Annotated in this window: 18 protein-coding genes and 1 pseudogene; 5 read left to right on the plus strand and 14 right to left on the minus strand. The window is 73.4% G+C overall.

Annotated features, from left to right (window positions below):
* Positions 1 to 70: 70 nt before the first annotated feature.
* The 4 genes from ABZ312_RS27860 to ABZ312_RS27875 form a co-directional block, all read right to left on the minus strand.
* On the minus strand, positions 71 to 340 hold the full coding sequence (locus tag ABZ312_RS27860; RefSeq protein WP_500438997.1) for an SHOCT domain-containing protein: 270 nt from the start codon (positions 338 to 340) through the stop codon (positions 71 to 73).
* A 10-nt stretch (positions 341 to 350) separates the two neighbouring features.
* Positions 351 to 1070, minus strand: coding sequence for a CBS domain-containing protein (locus ABZ312_RS27865; RefSeq protein ID WP_500438998.1), 720 nt, complete (start codon positions 1068 to 1070; stop codon positions 351 to 353).
* Between the two features lie 27 nt (positions 1071 to 1097).
* Positions 1098 to 3797 (minus strand): bifunctional acetate--CoA ligase family protein/GNAT family N-acetyltransferase, encoded by a 2700-nt coding sequence (locus ABZ312_RS27870; protein WP_500438999.1) that lies wholly within the window; start codon positions 3795 to 3797, stop codon positions 1098 to 1100.
* 223 nt (positions 3798 to 4020) lie between these two features.
* Positions 4021 to 4698, minus strand: coding sequence for a CBS domain-containing protein (locus tag ABZ312_RS27875; protein WP_500333074.1), 678 nt, complete (start codon positions 4696 to 4698; stop codon positions 4021 to 4023).
* A 225-nt stretch (positions 4699 to 4923) separates the two neighbouring features.
* On the opposite strand from ABZ312_RS27875, the gene ABZ312_RS27880 reads away from it, so the two are divergent.
* The 5 genes from ABZ312_RS27880 to ABZ312_RS27900 all read left to right on the plus strand — a co-directional run bounded on the left by ABZ312_RS27880 (position 4924) and on the right by ABZ312_RS27900 (position 11400).
* The gene (locus ABZ312_RS27880; protein WP_500439000.1) at positions 4924 to 5802 is read left to right on the plus strand and encodes a universal stress protein; all 879 of its coding nucleotides are present in this window, start codon (positions 4924 to 4926) and stop codon (positions 5800 to 5802) included.
* A 154-nt stretch (positions 5803 to 5956) separates the two neighbouring features.
* On the plus strand, positions 5957 to 8356 hold the full coding sequence (locus tag ABZ312_RS27885; RefSeq protein WP_500439001.1) for a glycoside hydrolase family 65 protein: 2400 nt from the start codon (positions 5957 to 5959) through the stop codon (positions 8354 to 8356).
* 61 nt (positions 8357 to 8417) lie between these two features.
* A complete protein-coding gene (locus ABZ312_RS27890) occupies positions 8418 to 8858 on the plus strand; it encodes a hypothetical protein (RefSeq protein WP_500439002.1) in 441 nt (146 codons plus the stop codon).
* Between the two features lie 116 nt (positions 8859 to 8974).
* The gene (locus tag ABZ312_RS27895) at positions 8975 to 10126 is read left to right on the plus strand and encodes a PLP-dependent cysteine synthase family protein (RefSeq protein ID WP_500439003.1); all 1152 of its coding nucleotides are present in this window, start codon (positions 8975 to 8977) and stop codon (positions 10124 to 10126) included.
* On the plus strand, positions 10123 to 11400 hold the full coding sequence (locus ABZ312_RS27900) for an MDR family MFS transporter (RefSeq protein ID WP_500439004.1): 1278 nt from the start codon (positions 10123 to 10125) through the stop codon (positions 11398 to 11400). Before ABZ312_RS27895 ends, ABZ312_RS27900 begins: the two co-directional genes overlap by 4 nt.
* Positions 11401 to 11514: 114 nt before the next feature.
* Here the strand turns inward: ABZ312_RS27900 and ABZ312_RS27905 are convergent, their stop codons facing one another.
* The 10 genes and pseudogenes from ABZ312_RS27905 to ABZ312_RS27950 form a co-directional block, all read right to left on the minus strand.
* The gene (locus ABZ312_RS27905) at positions 11515 to 12882 is read right to left on the minus strand and encodes a Ni/Fe hydrogenase subunit alpha (protein ID WP_500439005.1); all 1368 of its coding nucleotides are present in this window, start codon (positions 12880 to 12882) and stop codon (positions 11515 to 11517) included.
* Positions 12879 to 13670, minus strand: a complete 792-nt coding sequence (locus ABZ312_RS27910; protein ID WP_500439006.1) for an NADH-quinone oxidoreductase subunit B family protein — start codon at positions 13668 to 13670, stop codon at positions 12879 to 12881. The genes ABZ312_RS27905 and ABZ312_RS27910 overlap by 4 nt, the downstream gene beginning before the upstream one ends.
* 1 nt (position 13671) lies before the next feature.
* A complete protein-coding gene (locus ABZ312_RS27915) occupies positions 13672 to 14481 on the minus strand; it encodes an FAD/NAD(P)-binding protein (protein WP_500439007.1) in 810 nt (269 codons plus the stop codon).
* Entirely contained in the window at positions 14478 to 14954 is a 477-nt protein-coding gene (locus tag ABZ312_RS27920; protein ID WP_500439008.1) for a cyclic nucleotide-binding domain-containing protein, read from the minus strand. The genes ABZ312_RS27915 and ABZ312_RS27920 overlap by 4 nt, the downstream gene beginning before the upstream one ends.
* A pseudogene (locus ABZ312_RS27925) lies at positions 14951 to 16122 on the minus strand (4Fe-4S dicluster domain-containing protein). The gene ABZ312_RS27920 and the pseudogene ABZ312_RS27925 overlap by 4 nt, the downstream one beginning before the upstream one ends.
* 122 nt (positions 16123 to 16244) lie before the next feature.
* Complete coding sequence (locus ABZ312_RS27930; RefSeq protein WP_500439009.1) at positions 16245 to 16772, minus strand: hydrogenase maturation protease; 528 nt, start codon at positions 16770 to 16772, stop codon at positions 16245 to 16247.
* Between the two features lie 78 nt (positions 16773 to 16850).
* The gene (locus tag ABZ312_RS27935) at positions 16851 to 17762 is read right to left on the minus strand and encodes a universal stress protein (RefSeq protein ID WP_500439010.1); all 912 of its coding nucleotides are present in this window, start codon (positions 17760 to 17762) and stop codon (positions 16851 to 16853) included.
* A 172-nt stretch (positions 17763 to 17934) separates the two neighbouring features.
* Entirely contained in the window at positions 17935 to 18216 is a 282-nt protein-coding gene (locus ABZ312_RS27940; protein WP_500439011.1) for a dsRBD fold-containing protein, read from the minus strand.
* 48 nt (positions 18217 to 18264) lie between these two features.
* Positions 18265 to 18450 (minus strand): hypothetical protein, encoded by a 186-nt coding sequence (locus ABZ312_RS27945; RefSeq protein WP_500439012.1) that lies wholly within the window; start codon positions 18448 to 18450, stop codon positions 18265 to 18267.
* 75 nt (positions 18451 to 18525) lie between these two features.
* Complete coding sequence (locus ABZ312_RS27950; protein WP_500439013.1) at positions 18526 to 19404, minus strand: universal stress protein; 879 nt, start codon at positions 19402 to 19404, stop codon at positions 18526 to 18528.
* Positions 19405 to 19420: the final 16 nt, after the last annotated feature.

The raw sequence follows: 19420 nt of genomic DNA on the forward strand, positions 1-19420 counted from the left end.
CCGCCCCCGGGAAGACCGCCGGGACCGCCGTGAGGCGGCCCGTCGCGGCCCACGAGGACACCGTGTCCGATCACCTCGAACCCTGCCGGTGACCGGTCGCCCGTTCCAGTACCTCGAGCCTCTGCCGGTACTCCTTGTCGTCGATCTCGCCGCGGGCGTACCGCTCGGCCAGCAGCTCCCGCGGGCTCGGGCGCTGCCGCTCGGCGGACCGGGCCGGACCGGTGTCGTGGGTGCGGCGCACCAGTACCGTCACGGCCAGGCCGACGAGCACCAGCAGCACGAGCCATCCGAGTGACATCAGGGCCCAGCCCCAGCCGTTCATGTGGTCGTAGACGAACATCGTGTCCTCCTCACGGAGTGCGTAGCCGTTCGGCGGTGATGCCGTGGACCGTGGGATCCACGGGCCGTCCGTGCGTGTCGTCGATCCGGTACGTGAGCCGGTTCACCACGGCGACGACGCCGTCGACGTGCCGGGTCATGGCCTCGGCCAGGGGCACCTCACTGCGGCGCTCCAGGCGGCCCTCGAGGGTGACCACCCCGAGGTGGACGCTCACCCCGATCGCGCGCGGGGCCAGCCACAGGGCGCGGACGACGACCTCGTCGACGACCTCGGTCCGGATCTCGGGGTCCGGGCGGAGGAAGACCTGGAGCAGGTCGCCACGGGTGACGATGCCGACGAGACGGTCCTCGTCGTCGACCACGGGCAGTCGGTTGACGCGGTGGTCCGCCATGGTGCGGGCGGCGACGGCGATGCTCTCCCCCGCGCGTACGGTGATCGCCGGAGTGGACATCAGCTGCCCGGCGGTGCGTGCGCGGCCACGGACGGCATTCCTCCGGGCGGAGGGGGACAGCGCCTGCAGGCGCCGCCGCCAGCCCTCCTGCCGGGCCGTCTGGCGCAGCATCAGGTCGCTCTCGGAGACGACTCCGAGCACCTTGTCGTCGTCGTCGACCACGGGCAGGCCGCTGATCCGGTGCCGTGCGAGCAACGCGACGACGTCCTTGAACGGAGTGCCCTCACGGACACTGACGACGTCCGCCGTCATCAGGTGACCGGTCTTGCGGTGCTTCATCGTCGTCTCCTCCTGGCCGCGGCAGGCTCACCGAAGCCGGCGCAGGTACGGGTCCCGGGCTTGCCGCGGGAGCACGCGGATGCGGACGTCGAGGGCCTCCACGCCGCTCGGGCGGGCGACCACGGGATTGAGGTCGGCCTCGGCGAGCTGCGGCAGGTCGGACGCCATCGCCGACAGCCGCAGCAGCAGTTGCTCGAGCCCCTCCAGGTCGGCCGCCGTGCTGCCGCGGTGACCGAACAGGAGCGGGGCACACCGCGGCGCGGTGATCAGGTCGTGGACGTCGAGGTCGGTGAGCGGGGCCAGCCGCGCCGCGTGGTCGGCCAGCACCTCGGTGGCGGTGCCGCCCAGGCCGAACAGGACCAGCGGCCCGAACACCTCGTCCTGGACGAGACCTGCGAACAGTTCGGTGCCCCGGCCCGCCATCGGCTGCACCAGTACGCCCGTCAGCACCTCGCCGAAACGTCCGGCCAGCTCGCGGTACCCGGCGCGGACCTGCTCCTCGCCTTGGAGGTCCAGCAAGACCGCCCCGTGCTCGCTCTTGTGCACCAGGCCCGGCCAATGGGCCTTGAGCGCCACCCGTCCACCGGGTCCGGTGAGCCGCCCCGCCGCCTCGACGGCCTGCTGCTCGTCCTGCGCCCATGCCTGCGCCACGTGCGGGATGCCGTAGTGGTCGAGCAACTCGGCGCAGGCGTACGGGGCGAGCCAGCCTCCGTCGGGGTGTGCGGCGAGGAACCCCTCGACCAAGGCCCTCGCGGCGACCGCGTCGGTGCCCTTCACGACGGGGACGGTGCCCGGCGGCCGGGCCAGCCCGCGGGCCCGCGCCGCCGCGTGGGCCAGTGCCTGGGCCGCGGCCCGCGGGTCGTTGTACGCGGGTACCGCCCCACCGCCTGCGGTGTGCAGCAGCCGTACGCCCTCGGGCTGGTCGAGCAGGACCGCGGCCACGGTTGCGGCCCGGCCGTCGCCAAGGCCGTGCGTGAGGGCCCGCACCGGGTCGTCACCGGTCGCCGCCGCCAGGGCGGTGGGGACCAGGACGAGCAGTACGGCGTCCACGGACGGGTGGCCGGCGAGCCGGTTCACGCAGGCGCGCAGTGCGCTCTCGCCCACCGCGGCGGTCGTGTCCACCGGATTGGCGGCGCTCGCACCCAAGGGCAGCAGACCGAGCAGTTCCCGGGTCACGGCGTCCGGTAGGACGGGCACCGAGAGCCCGGCCTCCTGGCAGGCGTCCGCCGCCAGTACCCCGGCGCCACCCGCGTTGGACACCACGGCGACACGGGTGCCGTCAGGGAGTGGCTGCGAGTGCAGGAGAGCGGCGGTCTCGAGGAGTTCGCCGATCGTGCGCGTCGCGATGATCCCCGCCTGGGTGAACAGCGCCTGCCGGGTCATCGTCGGCGTCGCGGCGGCAGCCGTGTGCGAGGCCGCGGCACGCCGCCCGGCCTCGGAACGGCCCGCGTCGACGGTCAGCACGGGCATGACGCGTGCCACCCGGCGGGCGGTGCGGGAGAAGGCGCGCGGGTTGCCGAAGGACTCCAGGTGGAGCAGCGCCATGTCGCTGCGGCCGTCGCCCTCCCACCACTGCAACAGGTCGTTGCCGCTGACGTCGTACTTGTCGCCGAGCGAGACGAACTCCGAGACCCCGATGCCCAGCCGGGCCAGGCCGCCGAGCAGCGCGATGCCCACCCCGCCCGACTGGACGGCGACACCGGCGGTACCGGGCAGCGGCCGGTGCGCGGCGAAGGTGGCCTCCAGCCGTACGTCCTCCTCGGTGTTCGCGATGCCGAGGCAGTTCGGGCCGACCAGGCGCATCCCGTAGTGGCGGCAGGCACCGAGCAGCGCCACGGCCTGGCCCGAGTCCAGCCCGGAGGTGACGACGACCAGCGCGCGCACCCCGACGGCACCACACTGGCGCGCGACCTCCGGCACCGCCGCGGCCGGGACGGCGAGCACGGCCAGCTCGGGAACCTGCGGCAGCTCGGCCACGGACGGGTACGCGGGAACGTCCGCGATGGTGCCGGCGTGCGGGTTGACCGCGTACAGAGGACCGGTGAAGCCGCCGCGCAGCAGGTTGCGCAGGACCGCCCGCCCCACCGACGACGGCCTGGTGCCGGCCCCGACGACCGCCACCGAGCGCGGGCGCAGGAGCGGCCGCATGCTCGCGGTGTCGGCGCCACGGCCTCGTTCGTCACAGGCCGCCAGGTACCGCTCGTCGGCATCGAGGCGGATGGTGCAGTGCACTTCGGGGCCGTCGAAGTGGCGGGCGGTCCGCAGCCCCAGATCTGCGAAGACCTTGAGCACGGCGTGGTTGTCCGCGAGGGCGTCGGCTTCGAAGGTCCTGATGCCGTCGGAGCGGGCCGCGTGCACCAGGTGCTCCAGCAGCAGGGTTCCGACGCCGGTGTGGTGGACGTCGTCGGCCACGGCCAGAGCGACGTCGGCCGCCTCGGGGTCCTGTCCGGTGACGTACTCGGCGAGGCCCACCAGCCGGTCGCCGAGCAGCGCGAGCAAGGTCAGCCGACCAGGCCGGGCGGGTTCGTGGAGACGGTCGGCGGCGAGCTGTCCCGAACGCCGGCCCACGCAGAAGAACCGCAACCGCACGTTCTCCGGCGACATCCGTGCGTACAGGTGCTCGACCCGGTCGTGGTCGTCCGGCCCCGCGGCGCGGATCTCCACGGTCCTGCCGTCCGCCAGCAGCGCGTGGGTCGGCTGCGGCCGGCGCAACGCGGTGTCCGTCATCGCTGTTCCCCTCTCCTCGGCTCCCTCCCACCATCGGGCGGGGACCGAGGTGCTCCCAGGGGTCGGCCGGGGCTCCGACGGGGGCCGAAAGGCCCCTCATCCGGCGCCGGCCGGGGCGGACGAGGGTCAGGCGGTGCCCCGTCCGGAACGCGCGGCCGCGGCGTCAGACGAGAGCTCGTGGAGGGCGAGGACACGGCACCGTCCACTGCCTGCTCCCGCAGGGTCAGCGGTGCGCCGGGGCGGGCCGGACGGTGTCGTCGGCCTTGTAGCCCAGCCGGGCCTCGACGTCGACGACGCCGTCGACGCCGCGGCACAGCTCGGTGACCACCGGCACGAGGCTGCGGCGATCCACCACGCCCTCGAGGGTGACCTTCCCGTCGACCACCTGGACCGTGACGGCGTTGGGGGCGAGCCCGAGCGTCTTCACCAGCAGGTCACCGGCTATCTCCTCACGGATGGCGCGGTCCCTGCGCAGGAAGACCCGGAGCAGGTCGGCGCGGCTGACCACCCCCACCAGTCGGCCCGTCTCGTCCACCACCGGCAGCCGCTTCACCCCTCGACGCTCCATCACCCGGGCCGCCTCGACCACGGACCACTCGGGCCGCGCGACGACGGGCGGGCTGCTCATCAGCCCCTCCGCGGTCGTGGCGGCGAGGCCGGAACGCTCGCCCGGCCGCGGATGCCGGGCCGGCAGCAGGCCGGTCGGATCCGGCTGCCCCGCCTCCTTGTGCAGCAGGTCCGCCTCGGACACCACGCCGACCGGCCGGTTCCCTTCGTCCACGACGGGAACGGCCGTGACGTCGTGTTCCGCCAGCAGCTTCGCGATCTCCTTGAACGGCGTGTCCGGCCGCGCCGACACGACTGCCCTGGTCATCAGATCGCCGACGTTGCGGTGGTACATCTCCCCGCCTCCCTGCACTGTCGTCTCAGGCCGGGTCCGCCGTGGACGGGCCCCGCCTCGTCAGGTCCACTGTCGGTCGTTTCCACCGTGCCCCGCATGGGCCGGTGGGGCCACCGGTACGGCCGAGGGTCCCCTGGGACGGGCCGACTGGCCCATGTGCGCATGGGGCACCGACCGGCAGGGTCGTCGGTACGGGAACCACAACATCGAGAGGCGGTGGAAGCCATGACGCTTCCCCTGGTCGTGGGCACCGACGGCTCGGATGCCGCCCTGAAGGCGGTCGACTGGGCCGCGGACGAGGCCGAGGTACGCGGGCTGCCGCTGCGGATCGTGCACGCCTCCCTGTGGGAGCGGTACGAGGGACGGGCCCCTTCCTTCAGCCGGGTACCTCCCGAAGCGCAGATCCTGGCCCAGCACATCGCGAGTTCCGCACGGGAGCGGGCCGGCCTGCGCCGCCCCGGCCTCGAGGTGTCGGCCGAGGTCCTCGCCGAGGACACCACGTACGCGTTGCTGCGCGAAGCGACCCGCGCCACCGCCGTGGTGGTGGGCCACCGTGGCCGCGGCGACATGGCGGGCCTGCTGCTGGGCTCCGTCGGTCTGACCCTGGCCGGCCGTGCGGAGTGCCCGGTGGTCGTGGTGAGGGGCGACCGAGAGGAACGGGACGCCGGCTCCGGCCAGGGCTGGATCGTGCTCGGTGTAGGGCCGGACGAGAACTCCGCCGCCGCCGTGGAGTTCGCCTTCCACGAGGCCCAACTGCGCGGATGCGGTGTGCGGGCCGTTCACGCTTGGCGGATGCCGCCGGGCGGGAGCGCCGAGTACGGCTACGAGGACGAGGCGGCCAAAACCCACCGACGTCGTGCCGAGGAACACCTTGACCAGGCCCTGCGGGCCGCGGCGACCGCCCGCCCCGGCGTGCGCTACCACCGGTACGTGCAGGAGGGCCATGCCCGCAAGGTCCTGCTCGCGACGCTGGACGACGCTGACCTGCTGGTCGTCGGCGCCCGTCGCCGCAACAGCCCCTTCGGGCTCCAGCTCGGCCCCGTCAACCATGCGGTGATCCACCACGCCCCGTGCCCGGTCGCCCTCGTCCCCCAGCCCGCGTGATCCGCGGTTGAGCCGGCCCTGCCCCGCTCCCGGGGCGGGGCAGCTGGGTCGAAGGGAGACTGGAGAGGAAGGCCTGTCGCACGACCCCGAGGCGCAGGAGGGGGCCGCGCGGCGGGCCCGGCCCGGCCGCCGGATTCCCTGGAGAGGGGCGACGATGGGGGAGTGGACCTGGTCGTACGAGGGTTACGACCCAGCCCAGGAACGGTTGCGCGAGGCCCTGTGCACCCTGGGCAACGGCTACTTCGCCACCCGCGGCGCCGCCCCGGAGACCGTGGCCGGCCCCCACCACTACCCCGGCACCTATGCCGCCGGGTGCTACAACCGGCTCCACTCCACCGTCGCCGGGCGGAAGGTGCAGAACGAGGACATGGTCAACCTGCCCAACTGGCTGCCCCTGCGGTTCAGGATCGGCGACGGCGGGGCGTGGTTCGCCCCCGACGACGGCTCACTGCTGGAGCACCGGCAGGACCTCGACCTCCAACACGCGACCCTGACCAGGACGATCCGTTTGCGTGACCCGCGCGGGCGGATCCTCGCCGTCGAGCAGACCCGGCTGGTGCACATGCACGACCCGCACCTCGCCGCACTGCGCACCGTCTTCCGCGTGGAGGGCGACTGGTCCGCCGACCTGGAGGTCGAGTCCGCGCTCGACGGCGACGTCGGCAACGCAGGTGTCGCCCGCTACGGGGACCTGAACGGCCGTCACCTCACCCGGATGCACACCGGAACCTCCGAGCCGGACACCGTCTGGCTGCGGTGCCGTACCACCGCCTCCGACATCCGCATCGCGCTCGCCGCGCGGACACGCGCCACGACGTCTCCGACGGCCGTACGGAAACTGGAGCCGGGGGAGCGCACCGTGGTCCACCGGCTGACCGTCCCGGTCGCACCAGACCGGCCGGCCGTCGTCGAGAAGACCGTTGCCCTGCACACCTCCCGGGACCCGGCGATCAGCGACCCGCTGCACGCCGCCCTCGACCGTGTTGAACGGGCCCCGGACTTCGCCGGCCTCCTCGCCACGCACACCGCCGCCTGGGCCCGGCTGTGGCGCCGCGCCGGCCTGGACGTTCCCGGCGAAGCCGGACGGATCCTGCGGCTGCACGCCTTCCACGTCCTGCAGACCCTCTCCCCGCACACCGCCGAGCTGGACGTGGGCGTGCCCGCCAGGGGACTGCACGGAGAGGCCTACCGAGGACACGTCTTCTGGGACGAGCTGTTCGTCCTGCCCTACCTCGACCTGCACTTCCCCGAGGTGTCCCGGGCGCTGCTGGAGTACCGCCACCGCCGTCTGGAGGAGGCGTGCCGGGCGGCGGAACAGGTGGGGTGCACGGGAGCGATGTACCCGTGGCAGAGCGGCAGCGACGGACGCGAGGAGACCCAGACCCTCCACCTCAACCCGCGCTCGGGACGCTGGCTGCCGGACCACACCCGGCTCCAGCACCACGTCGGCTCCGCCGTGGCCTACAACATCTGGCGGTACGGCCAGGCCACCGGCGACACGGAGTTCCTGTACACCAAGGGCGCCGAGATGCTGTTGCAGATCGCCCGCTTCTGGGCCTGCCGCGCCACCTGGGACCCCGACTGCGGCACCGGCGGCCGCTACCGCATCCGCGGCGTCGTCGGACCCGACGAGTACCACGACGCCTACCCCGGCTCCGCGACGCCCGGAGTCGACGACAACACGTACACCAACGTCACCGCCGCCTGGGTACTGGAGCGGACCCTGGAGCTGTGGCGGACCCTCCCCGCGCCGCGCCGCGACGAACTCCGCGAGCGGACGGGCCTCGGCCCGGAGGAGACGGACCGCTGGGAGGACGTCTCGCGCAAGCTGTACGTCCCCTGGCACGCCGGCGTGATCAGCCAGTTCACGGGCTACGACGGGCTGGAGGAGCTCGACTGGGCGGGCTACCGGGCCCGGTACGGGGACATCCGCCGGCTGGACCGGATCCTGGAGGCGGAGGGGGACTCGGTCAACCGCTACCGGGCGTCCAAGCAGGCCGACGTGCTCATGCTGGGCTACCTGTTCCCACCCACCGAACTGCACCGCCTGTTCGGGCGCCTGGGGTACCGGCTGGACGACGGCACGTGGCAGTCAACGGTCGACTACTACCTGCGCCGCACCAGCCACGGCTCCACCCTCAGCGGGGTGGTGCACGCCTGGGTGCTGACCCGGGCCCACCCGGCCGACGCATGGTCCTGCGCGCAGGAGGCACTGCTGGGGGACGTCACCGACGTCCAGGGCGGCACCACCGAGGAAGGCATACACCTGGGTGCCATGGCCGGCACCCTCGACCTCGTCCAGCGCGGCCTGACCGGTCTGGAAGCCCGTGAGGACGCCCTGTGGCTCGATCCGGCGCCGCTGCCGCAGCTGTCGCGCTTCGCCTTCACGGTCCGCTACCGGGGGCACTGGGGCGTGCGGATCCACGTCGACGGAGGCCGCATCAGCGTCGCCGTCCCCGCCTCCGCGGGGGCACCGGTCCGGATCCGCATCGGCGGCCGGACCTGGTCCGTCCCGCCCGGCCGCTTCCGGCTGCTCGACCTGCCGGCCCGATGAAATCGGTCCGCAGCGCGGGCCCTTCACTACACAAGGCAACTGATCGACTACGATCCGTGACATGACGTGGCGAGCGGGTCGGCGCATCTCCTTCCGTGGAGTGCTCCTGCTGCTGGGCGTGCTCGTGTTCACGAGCATCCACCTGGTGGCCTGCGCGCACGGGCCGGACCGAACGGGTGGCGACACCCTCACCGCCGGTCCCGCCGCGGCGGGACCGTGCCAGCCGCAGGACGCCGCGACACGCCCGGACCAGGACGTCGCCCGCGGCGACGGACCGCCCGCCGACCACCACGCCCTGTGCGGAGTCGCACTCGACCGGCTCCCCGATCCCCGCCCCCGGCTGGCCGACACCCCCACGGTTTCCGGCATCGGGGCGGCGCCTGCCGTACCGGCGCCGGCCATCCACCCCCCGAAGGCCGAGGCCGCAGGCGCCGGACGGCCCTGCGCACCCGCACGTTCCGGCCCCGGAACACTGAGTCTGCTCTGCGTATCGCGGACCTGACAGGGCCCCAGCCCCGCCCGCCGCACCGCGCACCGCGCAGCGGGCAGGGCTGCACGCGCCCCCGGATCCGTACGAGCAACGGCCGCGCCACGGCGGCGGCCGCAGGAGAAACCCGTATGAACACCCTCCCTCACCCCGGCACGCCCGCGTCCCCGGCCGCACTCCTCGCCGCCACCGCGCCCCCGCGCCGCACTCCGGCCGGACTGGTCGGCAACACGCCCGTGCTGTGGGTCGGATCGCCCTTCGTCCCCGACGGCCGCGGCTTCTGGGCCAAACTCGAGGGCTTCAACCCCGGCGGCATCAAGGACCGCTCCGCGCTGTACATGATCGAGGCGGCCCGCGCCCGCGGTGAACTCCTCCCCGGTGCCCGCATCGTGGAGTCCACCAGCGGCACGCTCGGCCTCGGGCTCGCCCTCGCGGGGGCCGTGCACGGACACGCGGTCACGGCGGTCACCGACCCCGGCATGGAACCGCCCATGGTCTCCCTGCTCACCGCCTACGGAGCGACCGTCGACATCGTCGCCGAACCGCACGCCGTCGGCGGCTGGCAGCAGGCCCGCCGCGACAGGGTGCGGGAACTCCTCGCCGCCGATCCGACCGCCTGGTGCCCGGACCAGTACCACAACCCTGACAACGTCGCCGCCTACGCGGCCCTCGCCCACGAACTCGTCGCCCAGCTCGGCCGCATCGACGTCCTGGTCGCCAGTGTCGGCACCGGAGGACACTCGGCCGGGGTCAGCGGCCGGCTGCGCGCGTTCTTCCCCAACCTGCGGCTGGTCGGCGTCGACACCACGGGATCGACGATCTTCGGCCAGCCGCCCGCCGCCCGGCTCATGCGGGGCCTTGGCAGCAGCATCCATCCCCGCAACGTCGACCACGGGGCCTTCGACGAGGTGCACTGGGTCGCCGCCGGCGAGGCGGTGTGGGCCTGCCGGCGCCTCGCCCGCTACCACTACGCCACCGGCGGCTGGAGCGTCGGCGCGGTCGCCCTGGTCTCCCGCTGGCTGGCCCGTACGCTGCCGGCCGAGACCCGGATCGTGACGATCTTCCCCGACGGCCCGCAACGCTACGTCGGCACCGTCTTCGACGACGCATACTGCCGGGGCCACGGCCTGCTCCACCACGAACCGGCCGAGGACCCGCAGGAGATCGCCCACCCGGGCGAGACCGTGGTCGACCGCTGGACCCGCTGCACCACCGTGGTGGACCCGCCGGCCGACGCGCCGGCCGGCGAACTCGGCGGCCTGTCCTTCGAGGCCGCCCGGTGAGGGGGCTGTGGCGGCAGGCCCGCTCGTTCGACACCCCGGCCCGGCTGTTGATGGCCAACCAGTTCGCCATCAACCTGGGCTTCTACATGCTCATGCCCTACCTCGCCGACCACCTGGCCGGCGGTCTCGGCCTGGCCGCCTGGGCCGTCGGCCTCGTCCTGGGCGTACGGAACTTCTCCCAGCAGGGCATGTTCGTGCTCGGCGGCACCATCGCGGACCGCTTCGGCTACAAGACGCCCATCGTGATGGGCTGCACCCTGCGCACCTTCGGCTTCGCGCTGCTCGGGCTGGTCGACTCCCTGCCCGCGCTGGTCGCGGCCTCGGCCGCAGCCGGGTTCGCCGGCGCGCTGTTCAACCCGGCGGTCCGCGCCTATCTGGCCGTGGAGGCCGGGGAGCGGCGGGTGGAGGGCTTCGCCCTTTTCAACGTCTTCTACCAGGCGGGCGTCCTGATCGGCCCCCTGGTCGGCCTGGCGCTGCTCGCCCTGGACTTCCGCGCCGTGTGCCTGACGGCCGCGGCCGTCTTCGCCGTGCTGACCGTCCTGCAGTGCCGGGCCCTGCCCGACCGGCGGCCGGAACGCGGCACCGGCACGGGCCCCGGGGCGGCGGCGGGTGTCCTCGGCTCCTGGCGACAGGTGCTGGGCAACCGGCCGTTCATGCTGTTCTCCCTGGCCATGATCGGCTCGTACGTGCTGTCCTTCCAGGTCTACCTGGCCCTGCCCCTACAGGCCCACGCACTCCTGGGCACCGGCGGACAGGCCGTCACCAGCAGCCTGTTCATCGTCTCGGCGGTCGTTTCCGTCCTCGGCCAGCTCCGCATCACCCGCTGGGTGCGTGCCCGCTGGTCCGGGCCGCAGGCCATCGTCGGCGGGATCCTCCTCATGGGCCTGGCCTTCACGCCCCTGGCCGTGAGCCCCGACCCGTCCGGCGGGACGTTCGAGGCCGTCCTCGCGGTGGCCCTGCTCGTGATCGCCGTCGCGGTCCTGGCCGTGGGCAGCGCGGTGGTCTACCCCTTCGAGATGGACACCATCGTCACGCTCTCCGGAGAGCGCCTCGTCGCCACGCACTACGGCTGGTACAACACCGTCTCCGGGCTCGGCATCACCCTGGGCAACCTCGCCACCGGCGCCATCTGGGACCTCGCCGACCACAGCGGCAGGCCGTGGCTGGTCTGGCTGACGCTGACCGCGACCGGCCTGCTGTGCGCCGGTTGCGTCCAGCTCCTGTCGCGGGCCGGAGGGCTCGCCGCGGTCACACCCGAACCGGCCCTCGCCTGACCGAACGTCGCCCGCGCGAGAGTGCGCGGGCGGTACCGGCACGGTGGCCGTGCCCACGCCGGCACACGGTGGCGTGCACGCCACCGTGTGCCGCGGGGAGGCGTAGGGGTCTCTTCACGAGCCTGACGAGCCGCAGACGCGAGTGACGTCCACGTCCAGGAAGTGCGCCGAGCAGGAGATGCACGGATCGTGGTTGCGGACGATACGTTCGCACAGACGGGCCAACGCGTCGTCGGGCAGGTCGCCACGCTGCAGTTCCCGTTCCACGAGGCGGCGAACGTCGTCTTCGATGGCTCCCTGGTTCTGGGCGGTCGGCGGCACGATGCGTGCCTCCGTGACTCGGCCCTGGCCGTCGATCGCGTAGCGGTGGTACAGCAGTCCGCGAGGCGCTTCGGTTGCGCCGTGCCCCACCCCCGCCCGGGGCGGTGCATCGGTGTACGGCCGCGGTGGCGGTTCGTAGCCGTCGATGATGCGCAAGGCCTCCTCCACGGCGTACAGGACCTCCACTGCGCGCACGATGATGCTTCGGTACGGGTTGGGAGGAGAACCGGCGCCGGCCAGCCGCGGAGGTTCCGCCAGCCCGGCTTCCCGGGCCGCCTGGAGGGCCAGGGGCGACAGGAGGTGGCCGCTGACGGCGTAGCGGGCCAGGGAGCCGGTGAGGTGGCGGCGCCCGTCCAGCCGTGAGTGGAGCGCCGTGGAGTGCGGGACCTGTTCCTCGACGACGTGGGCGCTGAAGTCGGAGACGGGGAAGCCGTAGGGCGCCGTCCCGTCGGCGGGCAGGACGGTCGGCACCCCGGACTCGATGGCGTACGTGTCCGGTTCGGCGAGGGCGAACAGGTCGGCGTCGCACTCGGCGTCGGGGAAGTCGAAGCCCGCCACCCACCGTACGGTGTCCCAGGCGTCATCGAGGGCGACCCGCAGCCTTTCCGCGAGGGGCCGGAGTTCGGCACGGGTGGGGGTGCGGTGGAAGCCGCCGAGCCGGACGTTGACGGGATGGATCGAGCGCCCGCCGAGCAGCTCCATCACGGCGTTGCCGGCCAGCTTCAGCCGCAGCCCGCGCTCGACGTGCTGCCGGTGGTCGCGGGCCAGGCCGATCACGTCGTCGTGGCCGAGGAAGTCCGGGGCGTGCAGCAGGTGGATGTGCAGGGTCTGGCTCTCGATCCACTCACCGCAGTACAGGAGGCGCCTGAGCGCGGCCAGAGCGCCGTCCACGACCACCCCGCAGGCGTCCTCGACGGCCCTGCAGGCCGTCAGCTGGTAGGCGACGGGACAGATGCCGCAGATGCGGGAGGTCAGGTCGGGAGGCTCGGTGTGCGCGCGGCCGCGCAGGAAGGCCTCGAAGAACCGCGGCGGCTCGTAGATCGCGAGCTGGGCATGGGCGACCGTGCCCCGCCTGAGCAGCAGGCGCAGCGCCGCCTGGCCTTCGATGCGTGCCAGCGCGGGAAGACGCAGGACGCGTGCCTCGTCGCTCGTGTCGCTCATCGCGGGCCCTGCTCCTCGACTTCGGTGAACGCCGTGACGTTGAAGGTGTGCAGGAGGCGTCCGGTGTCTTCGTCGCTCAGCCCGTCGCGTCGCAGCAGGGGGATGAGCGCGGGGAGGTTCGTCGTGCCGGCGGGTCCGAAACATCCGTAGCAGCCACGGCCGTAGGCGGGGCAGAGGGCGCCGCAGCCGGCGTGCGTGGCAGGTCCCAGGCAGGGCGTGCCGTGGGCGACGACGACGCACACGACACCACGCCGCTTGCACGAGAAGCACACGCTGTGGTTGGGGACGTCCGGCTTGCGGCTGGCGAGGAAGGCGGTGATGACCTCCAGGAGCTGGCCGCGGTCGATGGGGCAGCCGCGCAACTCGAAGTCGACCCTCACATGGGCGGAGATCGGCGTTGAGGTGGCGAGGGTGGCGATGTACTCGGGGCGAGCGTAGACCGCCGTCAGGTACTCCGTGGCGTCCGCGTAGTTCCGCAGTGCCTGGACGCCGCCCGCGGTGGCGCAGGCGCCGATGGTGACGAGGTGCCGGGACTCCTCGCGGACCCGCCGGATGCGCGCCGCGTCCTCGGGGGTGCTCACCGACCCCTCGACCAATGAGAGGTCGTAGGGTCCGGGTGCGATGTCGCCGGAGGCCTCCAGGAAGTGGGCGACCTCCACCTCCCGTGCTAGGCCAAGCAGTTCGTCCTCGCAGTCCAGGAGCGTCAGCTGGCAGCCGTCGCACGAGGCGAACTTGAACACTCCCAGCCGTGGACGCGACGGCGTTCCGGAGGAGGGGGAGGAGGTCATGTCAGAGCTCCCGCACGGCGAGCAGCGGTCGGGCCAGGTCGTACCGGACCACGGGGCCGTCACGGCAGAGCAGCAGGGGACCGAGCTGGCAGTGACCGCAGTGACCGGTTGCGCACCGCATGTTCCGTTCCAGGGAGACCTGCACGCGGTCGGGGCGCAGGCCGAGGTGGATCAGCCTGCGGGCGGCGGCGCGGATCATGACTTCGGGGCCGCAGACGAAGGCCACGGTGTCCTCCGGCGTGAACCGGGCCTCGCCGAGCAGCCCGGTGACGACGCCCACCCGCCCTCGCCAGTCCGCGGTGGGGCGGTCGACCGTCACGGCGGCGAAGGGCTTTTGCCAGGTGGGGAACTCGTCCCCGTACAGCAGGTCCACCGGGGTCCGGGCACCGGCCAGGACGTTCAGCCGCCCGTACGCATGCGGCCGGGCCAGAACGGTGTCGACCAGCGGACGCAGCGGGGCCAGGCCGATCCCCCCGGCCACGACGAGCAGGTCCTGCCCGAGCGCCGCGGTCATGTCCCAGCCGGTGCCGAACGGTCCCCGGACCCCGACCGTCGTTCCCACGGCGGCGCGGCACAGCGCTGCGGACACCGCGCCGACGGACCGGATGGTGAGCGCCAGGTGCCGTTCGTCGGTCATGCGTGACACCGAGACGGGGATCTCTCCCGCGGCGAAGGCGTACACCATGGCGAACTGGCCCGGCTCGAAGGCCGGCAGTGCCTGTGCGACCGGTGCCAGTTCGACGGTGACCGTGTCCGACGTCTCGCGACGCCAGCCGACGACGCGGTGGGGGAGGGGCACGACTGCGGTCATGTCGCCGGCTTGCTTCCCCTGGGACCGTACAGGTCGAGCAACCGGTTGCGGGTCGCGCGCAGCCGGTGCCCGATGGTCTGGGCGACCAGGGTGACCAGCGCCAGTCCCAGGGCCGGCTGCTCGGCGCACAACCCGCGGACGGCCACGGCGTCGAACTGCCATGCCGTGACGGCCTCCCGGGTCTCCGCACCGAGATGCCAACTACGCGGCGGGCACAGCCACGACCAACCGAGAAGCGATCCGCTGCCGAGCGTCTCGACGACGTCCCGGCCGTGGCCGGGGTTCTGCACGTCCAGTGCGACACTGCCCGTACGGATGATCCAGAAGCGGTCCGCCGGCTCGTCCTCCTCGAAGATCCGCGCGGCCGCGGGGAAGGCCACCTCCCGTGCCAGGGCCATGAGCCGGTCCCGGTGCTCCGCCGTGAGGGCGGCGAGGATGCCCTTGGCCTCCACCGGCTCCGCTTGCGAGGTCATCGCGGGTTCCCCTCGCCCGTGGCCTCCTGGTGAAGGGCGTGGGCTTCCACCGTGAGGTCGATGCCGGTCGGGCACCAGACGATGCACCGTCCGCAGCCCACACAACCGGAGCTGCCGAACTGGTCGTGCCACGTTCCGAGCTTGTGCGTCAGCCACTGTCGGTACCGGCTTCGCGCCGACGCGCGGACGGGGACACCGTGCAGTGCCGAGAAGTCCAGGTCGTAGCAGGAATCCCAGCGTCGCCACCGCTCGGCGTGATCACCGGTGAGGTCGGAGACGTCCTCGGTGGTCGTGCAGAAGCAGGTGGGGCAGACCATGGTGCAGTTGCCGCAGCTCAGGCAGCGTGAGGTGACGTCGTCCCATCGGTCGGCCTCCAGGTTGTCGCGCATCAGGACGCGCAGGTCCACGGGGGGCATGCTCCTGCCCATGCGCCGGGCCGCTCCGCCGACCGCGTCCGCGGCGGCGCGTCTGGTCGCGTCGTCGGCGGGCCGTTGCGGGAGTTCGGCGAGCACGGCGGCGCCTTCCGCACTTCCACTGCGGCACAGCAGACGGTGGCCGTCGGCGTCCAGCACTTCGGTGAGTGCGAGGTCGTACCCCTCGTCGACGGCGGGCCCCGCGCCCATGGAGACGCAGAAGCACGTGGCACACCCGGCTCGGTGCACTCGACAGCGATCAGGAAGGCCCCGGTGCGGCGCGCGCCGTAGACGGGATCCTGGTGGCGGCCGCCGGTCAGCACCCGGTCCAGGATCCGGATCGCCCGCAGGTCGCAGGGACGGACACCGAGGAACGCGTAGGCCGTCGCCTCGGGGTTGTCCTCCCGGACGGTCAGCTCCTCGTCCGGACCGAGGTCGGCGCTCCACTGGCGCACCCGCTCCGGATGCAGGAAGGACTTCCACGACTGCGGGCCCGCGCTGTGCGCGAAGGCCGCCGTGTCCGCACGCCTGCGCATCCGGTAACGGCCCGCCTCCAGTTCGACTCCCCAGCCGTGTGGCAGCTCCGCCGCGGACTCCAACTCGGCCAGGACGATGGCGCCGTCCCGCACCGTGGGGCCGATCACGGTCCGGCCACGTCGGCGAAGCACCCGCACCAGCGATTCGAGGCCGTCCTGGTCCAGGACCGCCTCGGCCGGCTCGTAGGGGAGCGCTCCGGCATGTCCAGGGTCCGTCATGTCATCCCTCAGCCTCAACGCTCCGGGGCGGGAAGGTGGCTCGGAGCAGTCGCCGGGTCCACTGCACCACGGGACCGGCGTGATCGCGCCCGGACCACGGCGGGCCGTACGGGATTTCGCCCTTACGGCCCCCGCCGGTCACGGGTGTGCGACGCGAGGTCCTCCGCGATGCGTTCCGCCAGCGGATGCACGGCGCCCGCGACCGCGGGGGTGAGTCCCTGCCCCAGCGAGCGGTCGGCTCCCTCGACCGCGTACACCACCAGGCAGGCGGGACGGCGCCCCAGGGCGTCGGCGAGGTGGAGAGCGTGGACGAGGCCGAGTCCGTGGGTGCTGTGCCGGCCCGCCGCGGGCGGCGGTGCCTCGCCGGGTGGCGGGCACCAGCGGTGGACGCGCCCGGGACACGCGGCGGCGGGGAAGCAGGCGTCGACGACGACCGCCCGGTCGGCGTGCGCCCACAGTTCGATCAGTTGCGCGGGATCCCCCGCGGACTCCCGCAGCACCGTCCCCTTCGGCAGACGCACCCCGGCGGGGTGGCCGCGCAGCGCCTCGATGAGGGCCCAGCCGACGCCGTCGTCCCTCCGGAATACGTTTCCCACCCCGATGACCACCGCGCCCGCCCGATCGTCCACCGTCGCCTCCTTCGCGGTCATTTCACCACCCTGGACGGGGGACCGCGTCCGGACACCTTCGCGCACGCCCGGACGCGGTGAGGTGAGCCGGTCCGCCCGTCACCGACGTTCGGGCGCCGGGACCGGGACGACCGCCACAGGGCAGTGCGCGTGGTGCAGCAGGGCGTGCGTGACGGGCCCCAGCCGCATGCCGATCGCGCCGGGGCGGCGATGCGCGGCCACCACGACGAGGTCGGCCTGCCGAGTCGCCTCGACCAACGAGTGCGCCGCGCTGCCGCACACCGTCTCGATGTCCGCGGCCACCTCGCGGTGGGCCGAGCGCAACCGCGCCACCGCGTTGAGCGGTACGGCCTCCTCGGCGCGGGCGCGGTCGGCGAAGCCCGTCGCTGCCCGGCCGGGGGACTCGGCGGCCCGGTAGGTCCAGGCGTGCAGCACCGTCAAGGGGACACGGCGACGACCGGCCTCGTCGAAGGCGAAGGCAGCCGCATCGGCGTCTGCGTCGCTCTCCAGGCCCAGCACCACACGGCCACCCGTCCGTTGCCCAGGGGCAACTCCCCGCACCACCAGCAGGGGGCAGGCAGCGTGCGCGGCCAGGTGCAGGCTCACCGAGCCCAGCAGGGCCCCGGTGACGGCGCCGTGTCCGCGTGTCCCGACCACGGCCAGGGCTGCGTCGTCACTACGGCGGACCAAGACGCCGCCCGCGGGCCTGTCGACCAGGGAAGTGCTCACCCGTAACCCCGGTCGCAACTCATCGGCCCGCGCCGCGGCCCGGGACAGTAGCGCCTGCGCGGCGTGGTACGGCCGGAGCCCACGATCGCGACCCGGCCCGTGCCCGCCCCAGGGCCGGCCGTGCACGATCTCCAGCCGCACGTCGCGGCGATCGGCCTCCGCGACCGCCGCTTCCAGCGCGTTGCCGGCGTGTGCCGAGCCGTCCACGCCGACGACCACGTGACCGGACAACTCCGGGTTCGGCGGCGGCTCCCACCACGTGGACCCCAGGTCCCTGTCCATGCCGATGTCCATCTGACCGTGCCCCCTCTGCTCGTACGGCACGGCACCGCGCCGGCCGCCACCCACAGCGTGGTCGCGTCCGGGCGCGGGCGCCCGGGGCCGGACGGCCCGGGTTGCGGGCCGAAGCGCCCCCGATGGTGGGGACCGGCGCGAGAGGGGAGTCGCCCGAACGCTATCCGTCCCCGGGAGCGGGGCCCCGCCGGGCCTGCCACTGCGCCGCGCCGGTGGTCGTGTCGTCGGCGGCCGCGGCCTGCAACCGAAGGCCGAGGTCCTCCAGCGCCCGGCCGACGGCGAGTTCGTCACCGGTCTCGGGGACGGCGTCCGCGGACGCACGCCGCGCCACACCGGTGCCGGCGACGTTCGACGTGTCACGGGTCGTCAGGAGGGCGCGGGCGTGGGTCTCGTCACCGTGCTCGGTGATGTAGATCTGGACGCTCCACTGCTTCGCTTCCATGTGATCACTCCTGGGCTGCTTCCTCGAGGACGCGGACAAGTCCGTGCTCTACTCCCCGTGGTACGGGCGCTGGAGGCCGACGAGGACGACCTGTCCGCGCAGCCCGGTCTGCTGGAGAGCCGGGGTGAAACCCTCCCCGCCGTAGCAGACGGGCCCGGCGTGGCTCACGTCCTCTCCCCGGACGGACAGGCCGGACAGCGCCTGGTGGAGCCGCTCCGGGTGCTCCAGCCCCATGACCCCGTTCCAGGGGCAGCGCCGACCGGACCCTCGGGCCGGCGATGAGGGCGCGTCCACGCTTCGGACGCCGTGTCACCCGCGCGGCACCAGGGCCACCGGACATGCCGCGTGCTCCAGCACTGCTTGGGCGACCCGGCCCACCGGGGCCGATAGCGGCCCGTCGGCCTGACGACTTCCGAGCACCACCAGGTTGACGTGCGCGGACGCGGCGACCAGGGCACCTCCAGCGGACGGGACCTGCACCACCTCTTCCGCGACTCTCAAGTTCGGATACTCCTCACGCACGGCGGCCACGAGTGGTGCTGCGCGGTCGGCATTCCGCTCGGCCACGGCCCGGACGGACGAGACGATGGGTGCCATGCTCTCCAGATGGTGCGTCAGGGTCCATGCGCTGAGCACCTTCAAGGCCGCGTCGCGTCGCCGTGCGTACTGGGCGGCGAAGCGCACCGGCACGGCGTCGCGGGAGTCCCGGGCGCCGACCAGGACGGTCCGCGCCGGAGCCTTCGGCTCCCCGTGCACCACCACCACCGGTCCGGTCGCCCATCTGGTCACCTGACGTCCGACCGAGCCGAGCAGCAGTGACGAGAAGCCACCGAGCCCCCGGGAGCCCACGACGACGGTGCCTGTCGTCCCGGCCGCTTCGACCAGGCTCTCCGCAGGATCACCGCGGCTCACGGACGTGGTCACCGTCAGTCCCGGAAAACTCCCGGTCGCCTTCAGGGCTGCCGTGTCCGCCCTCTCCGCCGCAGTTTCCAGAAGGGGCCTGATGACGTCTTCCGTGAGTTCGTCGGGAAGCAGGTCGACATGAGCCGCACAGAGGATCTGCAGTGGCCGGCCCCGGGCGGCGGCCTCCTCGGCCGCCCACAGCACCGCTCGCGTGGCGAGGACGGACCCGTCGGTGCCGACGACGACCGGACCGTCCGGAAGGGGCGCGCGGGTGTGCTCGTCCATCCGGGGCACCTCCTGT

The organism is Streptomyces sp. NPDC006207 (assembly GCF_040613835.1).
Lineage (GTDB): Bacteria > Actinomycetota > Actinomycetes > Streptomycetales > Streptomycetaceae > Actinacidiphila.

What these genes read in the sequence shown, in the direction of transcription:
- ABZ312_RS27935 (WP_500439010.1), bottom strand. Translation starts at nt 17,762, where the DNA reads ATGGACAGGGACCTGGGGTCCACGTGGTGGGAGCCGCCGCCGAACCCG.
- ABZ312_RS27895 (WP_500439003.1), top strand. Translation starts at nt 8,975, where the DNA reads ATGAACACCCTCCCTCACCCCGGCACGCCCGCGTCCCCGGCCGCACTC.
- ABZ312_RS27870 (WP_500438999.1), bottom strand. Translation starts at nt 3,797, where the DNA reads ATGACGGACACCGCGTTGCGCCGGCCGCAGCCGACCCACGCGCTGCTG.
- ABZ312_RS27915 (WP_500439007.1), bottom strand. Translation starts at nt 14,481, where the DNA reads ATGACCGCAGTCGTGCCCCTCCCCCACCGCGTCGTCGGCTGGCGTCGC.
- ABZ312_RS27880 (WP_500439000.1), top strand. Translation starts at nt 4,924, where the DNA reads ATGACGCTTCCCCTGGTCGTGGGCACCGACGGCTCGGATGCCGCCCTG.
- ABZ312_RS27920 (WP_500439008.1), bottom strand. Translation starts at nt 14,954, where the DNA reads ATGACCTCGCAAGCGGAGCCGGTGGAGGCCAAGGGCATCCTCGCCGCC.
- ABZ312_RS27905 (WP_500439005.1), bottom strand. Translation starts at nt 12,882, where the DNA reads ATGAGCGACACGAGCGACGAGGCACGCGTCCTGCGTCTTCCCGCGCTG.
- ABZ312_RS27865 (WP_500438998.1), bottom strand. Translation starts at nt 1,070, where the DNA reads ATGAAGCACCGCAAGACCGGTCACCTGATGACGGCGGACGTCGTCAGT.
- ABZ312_RS27875 (WP_500333074.1), bottom strand. Translation starts at nt 4,698, where the DNA reads ATGTACCACCGCAACGTCGGCGATCTGATGACCAGGGCAGTCGTGTCG.
- ABZ312_RS27890 (WP_500439002.1), top strand. Translation starts at nt 8,418, where the DNA reads ATGACGTGGCGAGCGGGTCGGCGCATCTCCTTCCGTGGAGTGCTCCTG.
- ABZ312_RS27950 (WP_500439013.1), bottom strand. Translation starts at nt 19,404, where the DNA reads ATGGACGAGCACACCCGCGCGCCCCTTCCGGACGGTCCGGTCGTCGTC.
- ABZ312_RS27930 (WP_500439009.1), bottom strand. Translation starts at nt 16,772, where the DNA reads ATGACCGCGAAGGAGGCGACGGTGGACGATCGGGCGGGCGCGGTGGTC.
- ABZ312_RS27945 (WP_500439012.1), bottom strand. Translation starts at nt 18,450, where the DNA reads ATGGGGCTGGAGCACCCGGAGCGGCTCCACCAGGCGCTGTCCGGCCTG.
- ABZ312_RS27910 (WP_500439006.1), bottom strand. Translation starts at nt 13,670, where the DNA reads ATGACCTCCTCCCCCTCCTCCGGAACGCCGTCGCGTCCACGGCTGGGA.
- ABZ312_RS27940 (WP_500439011.1), bottom strand. Translation starts at nt 18,216, where the DNA reads ATGGAAGCGAAGCAGTGGAGCGTCCAGATCTACATCACCGAGCACGGT.
- ABZ312_RS27885 (WP_500439001.1), top strand. Translation starts at nt 5,957, where the DNA reads ATGGGGGAGTGGACCTGGTCGTACGAGGGTTACGACCCAGCCCAGGAA.
- ABZ312_RS27860 (WP_500438997.1), bottom strand. Translation starts at nt 340, where the DNA reads ATGTTCGTCTACGACCACATGAACGGCTGGGGCTGGGCCCTGATGTCA.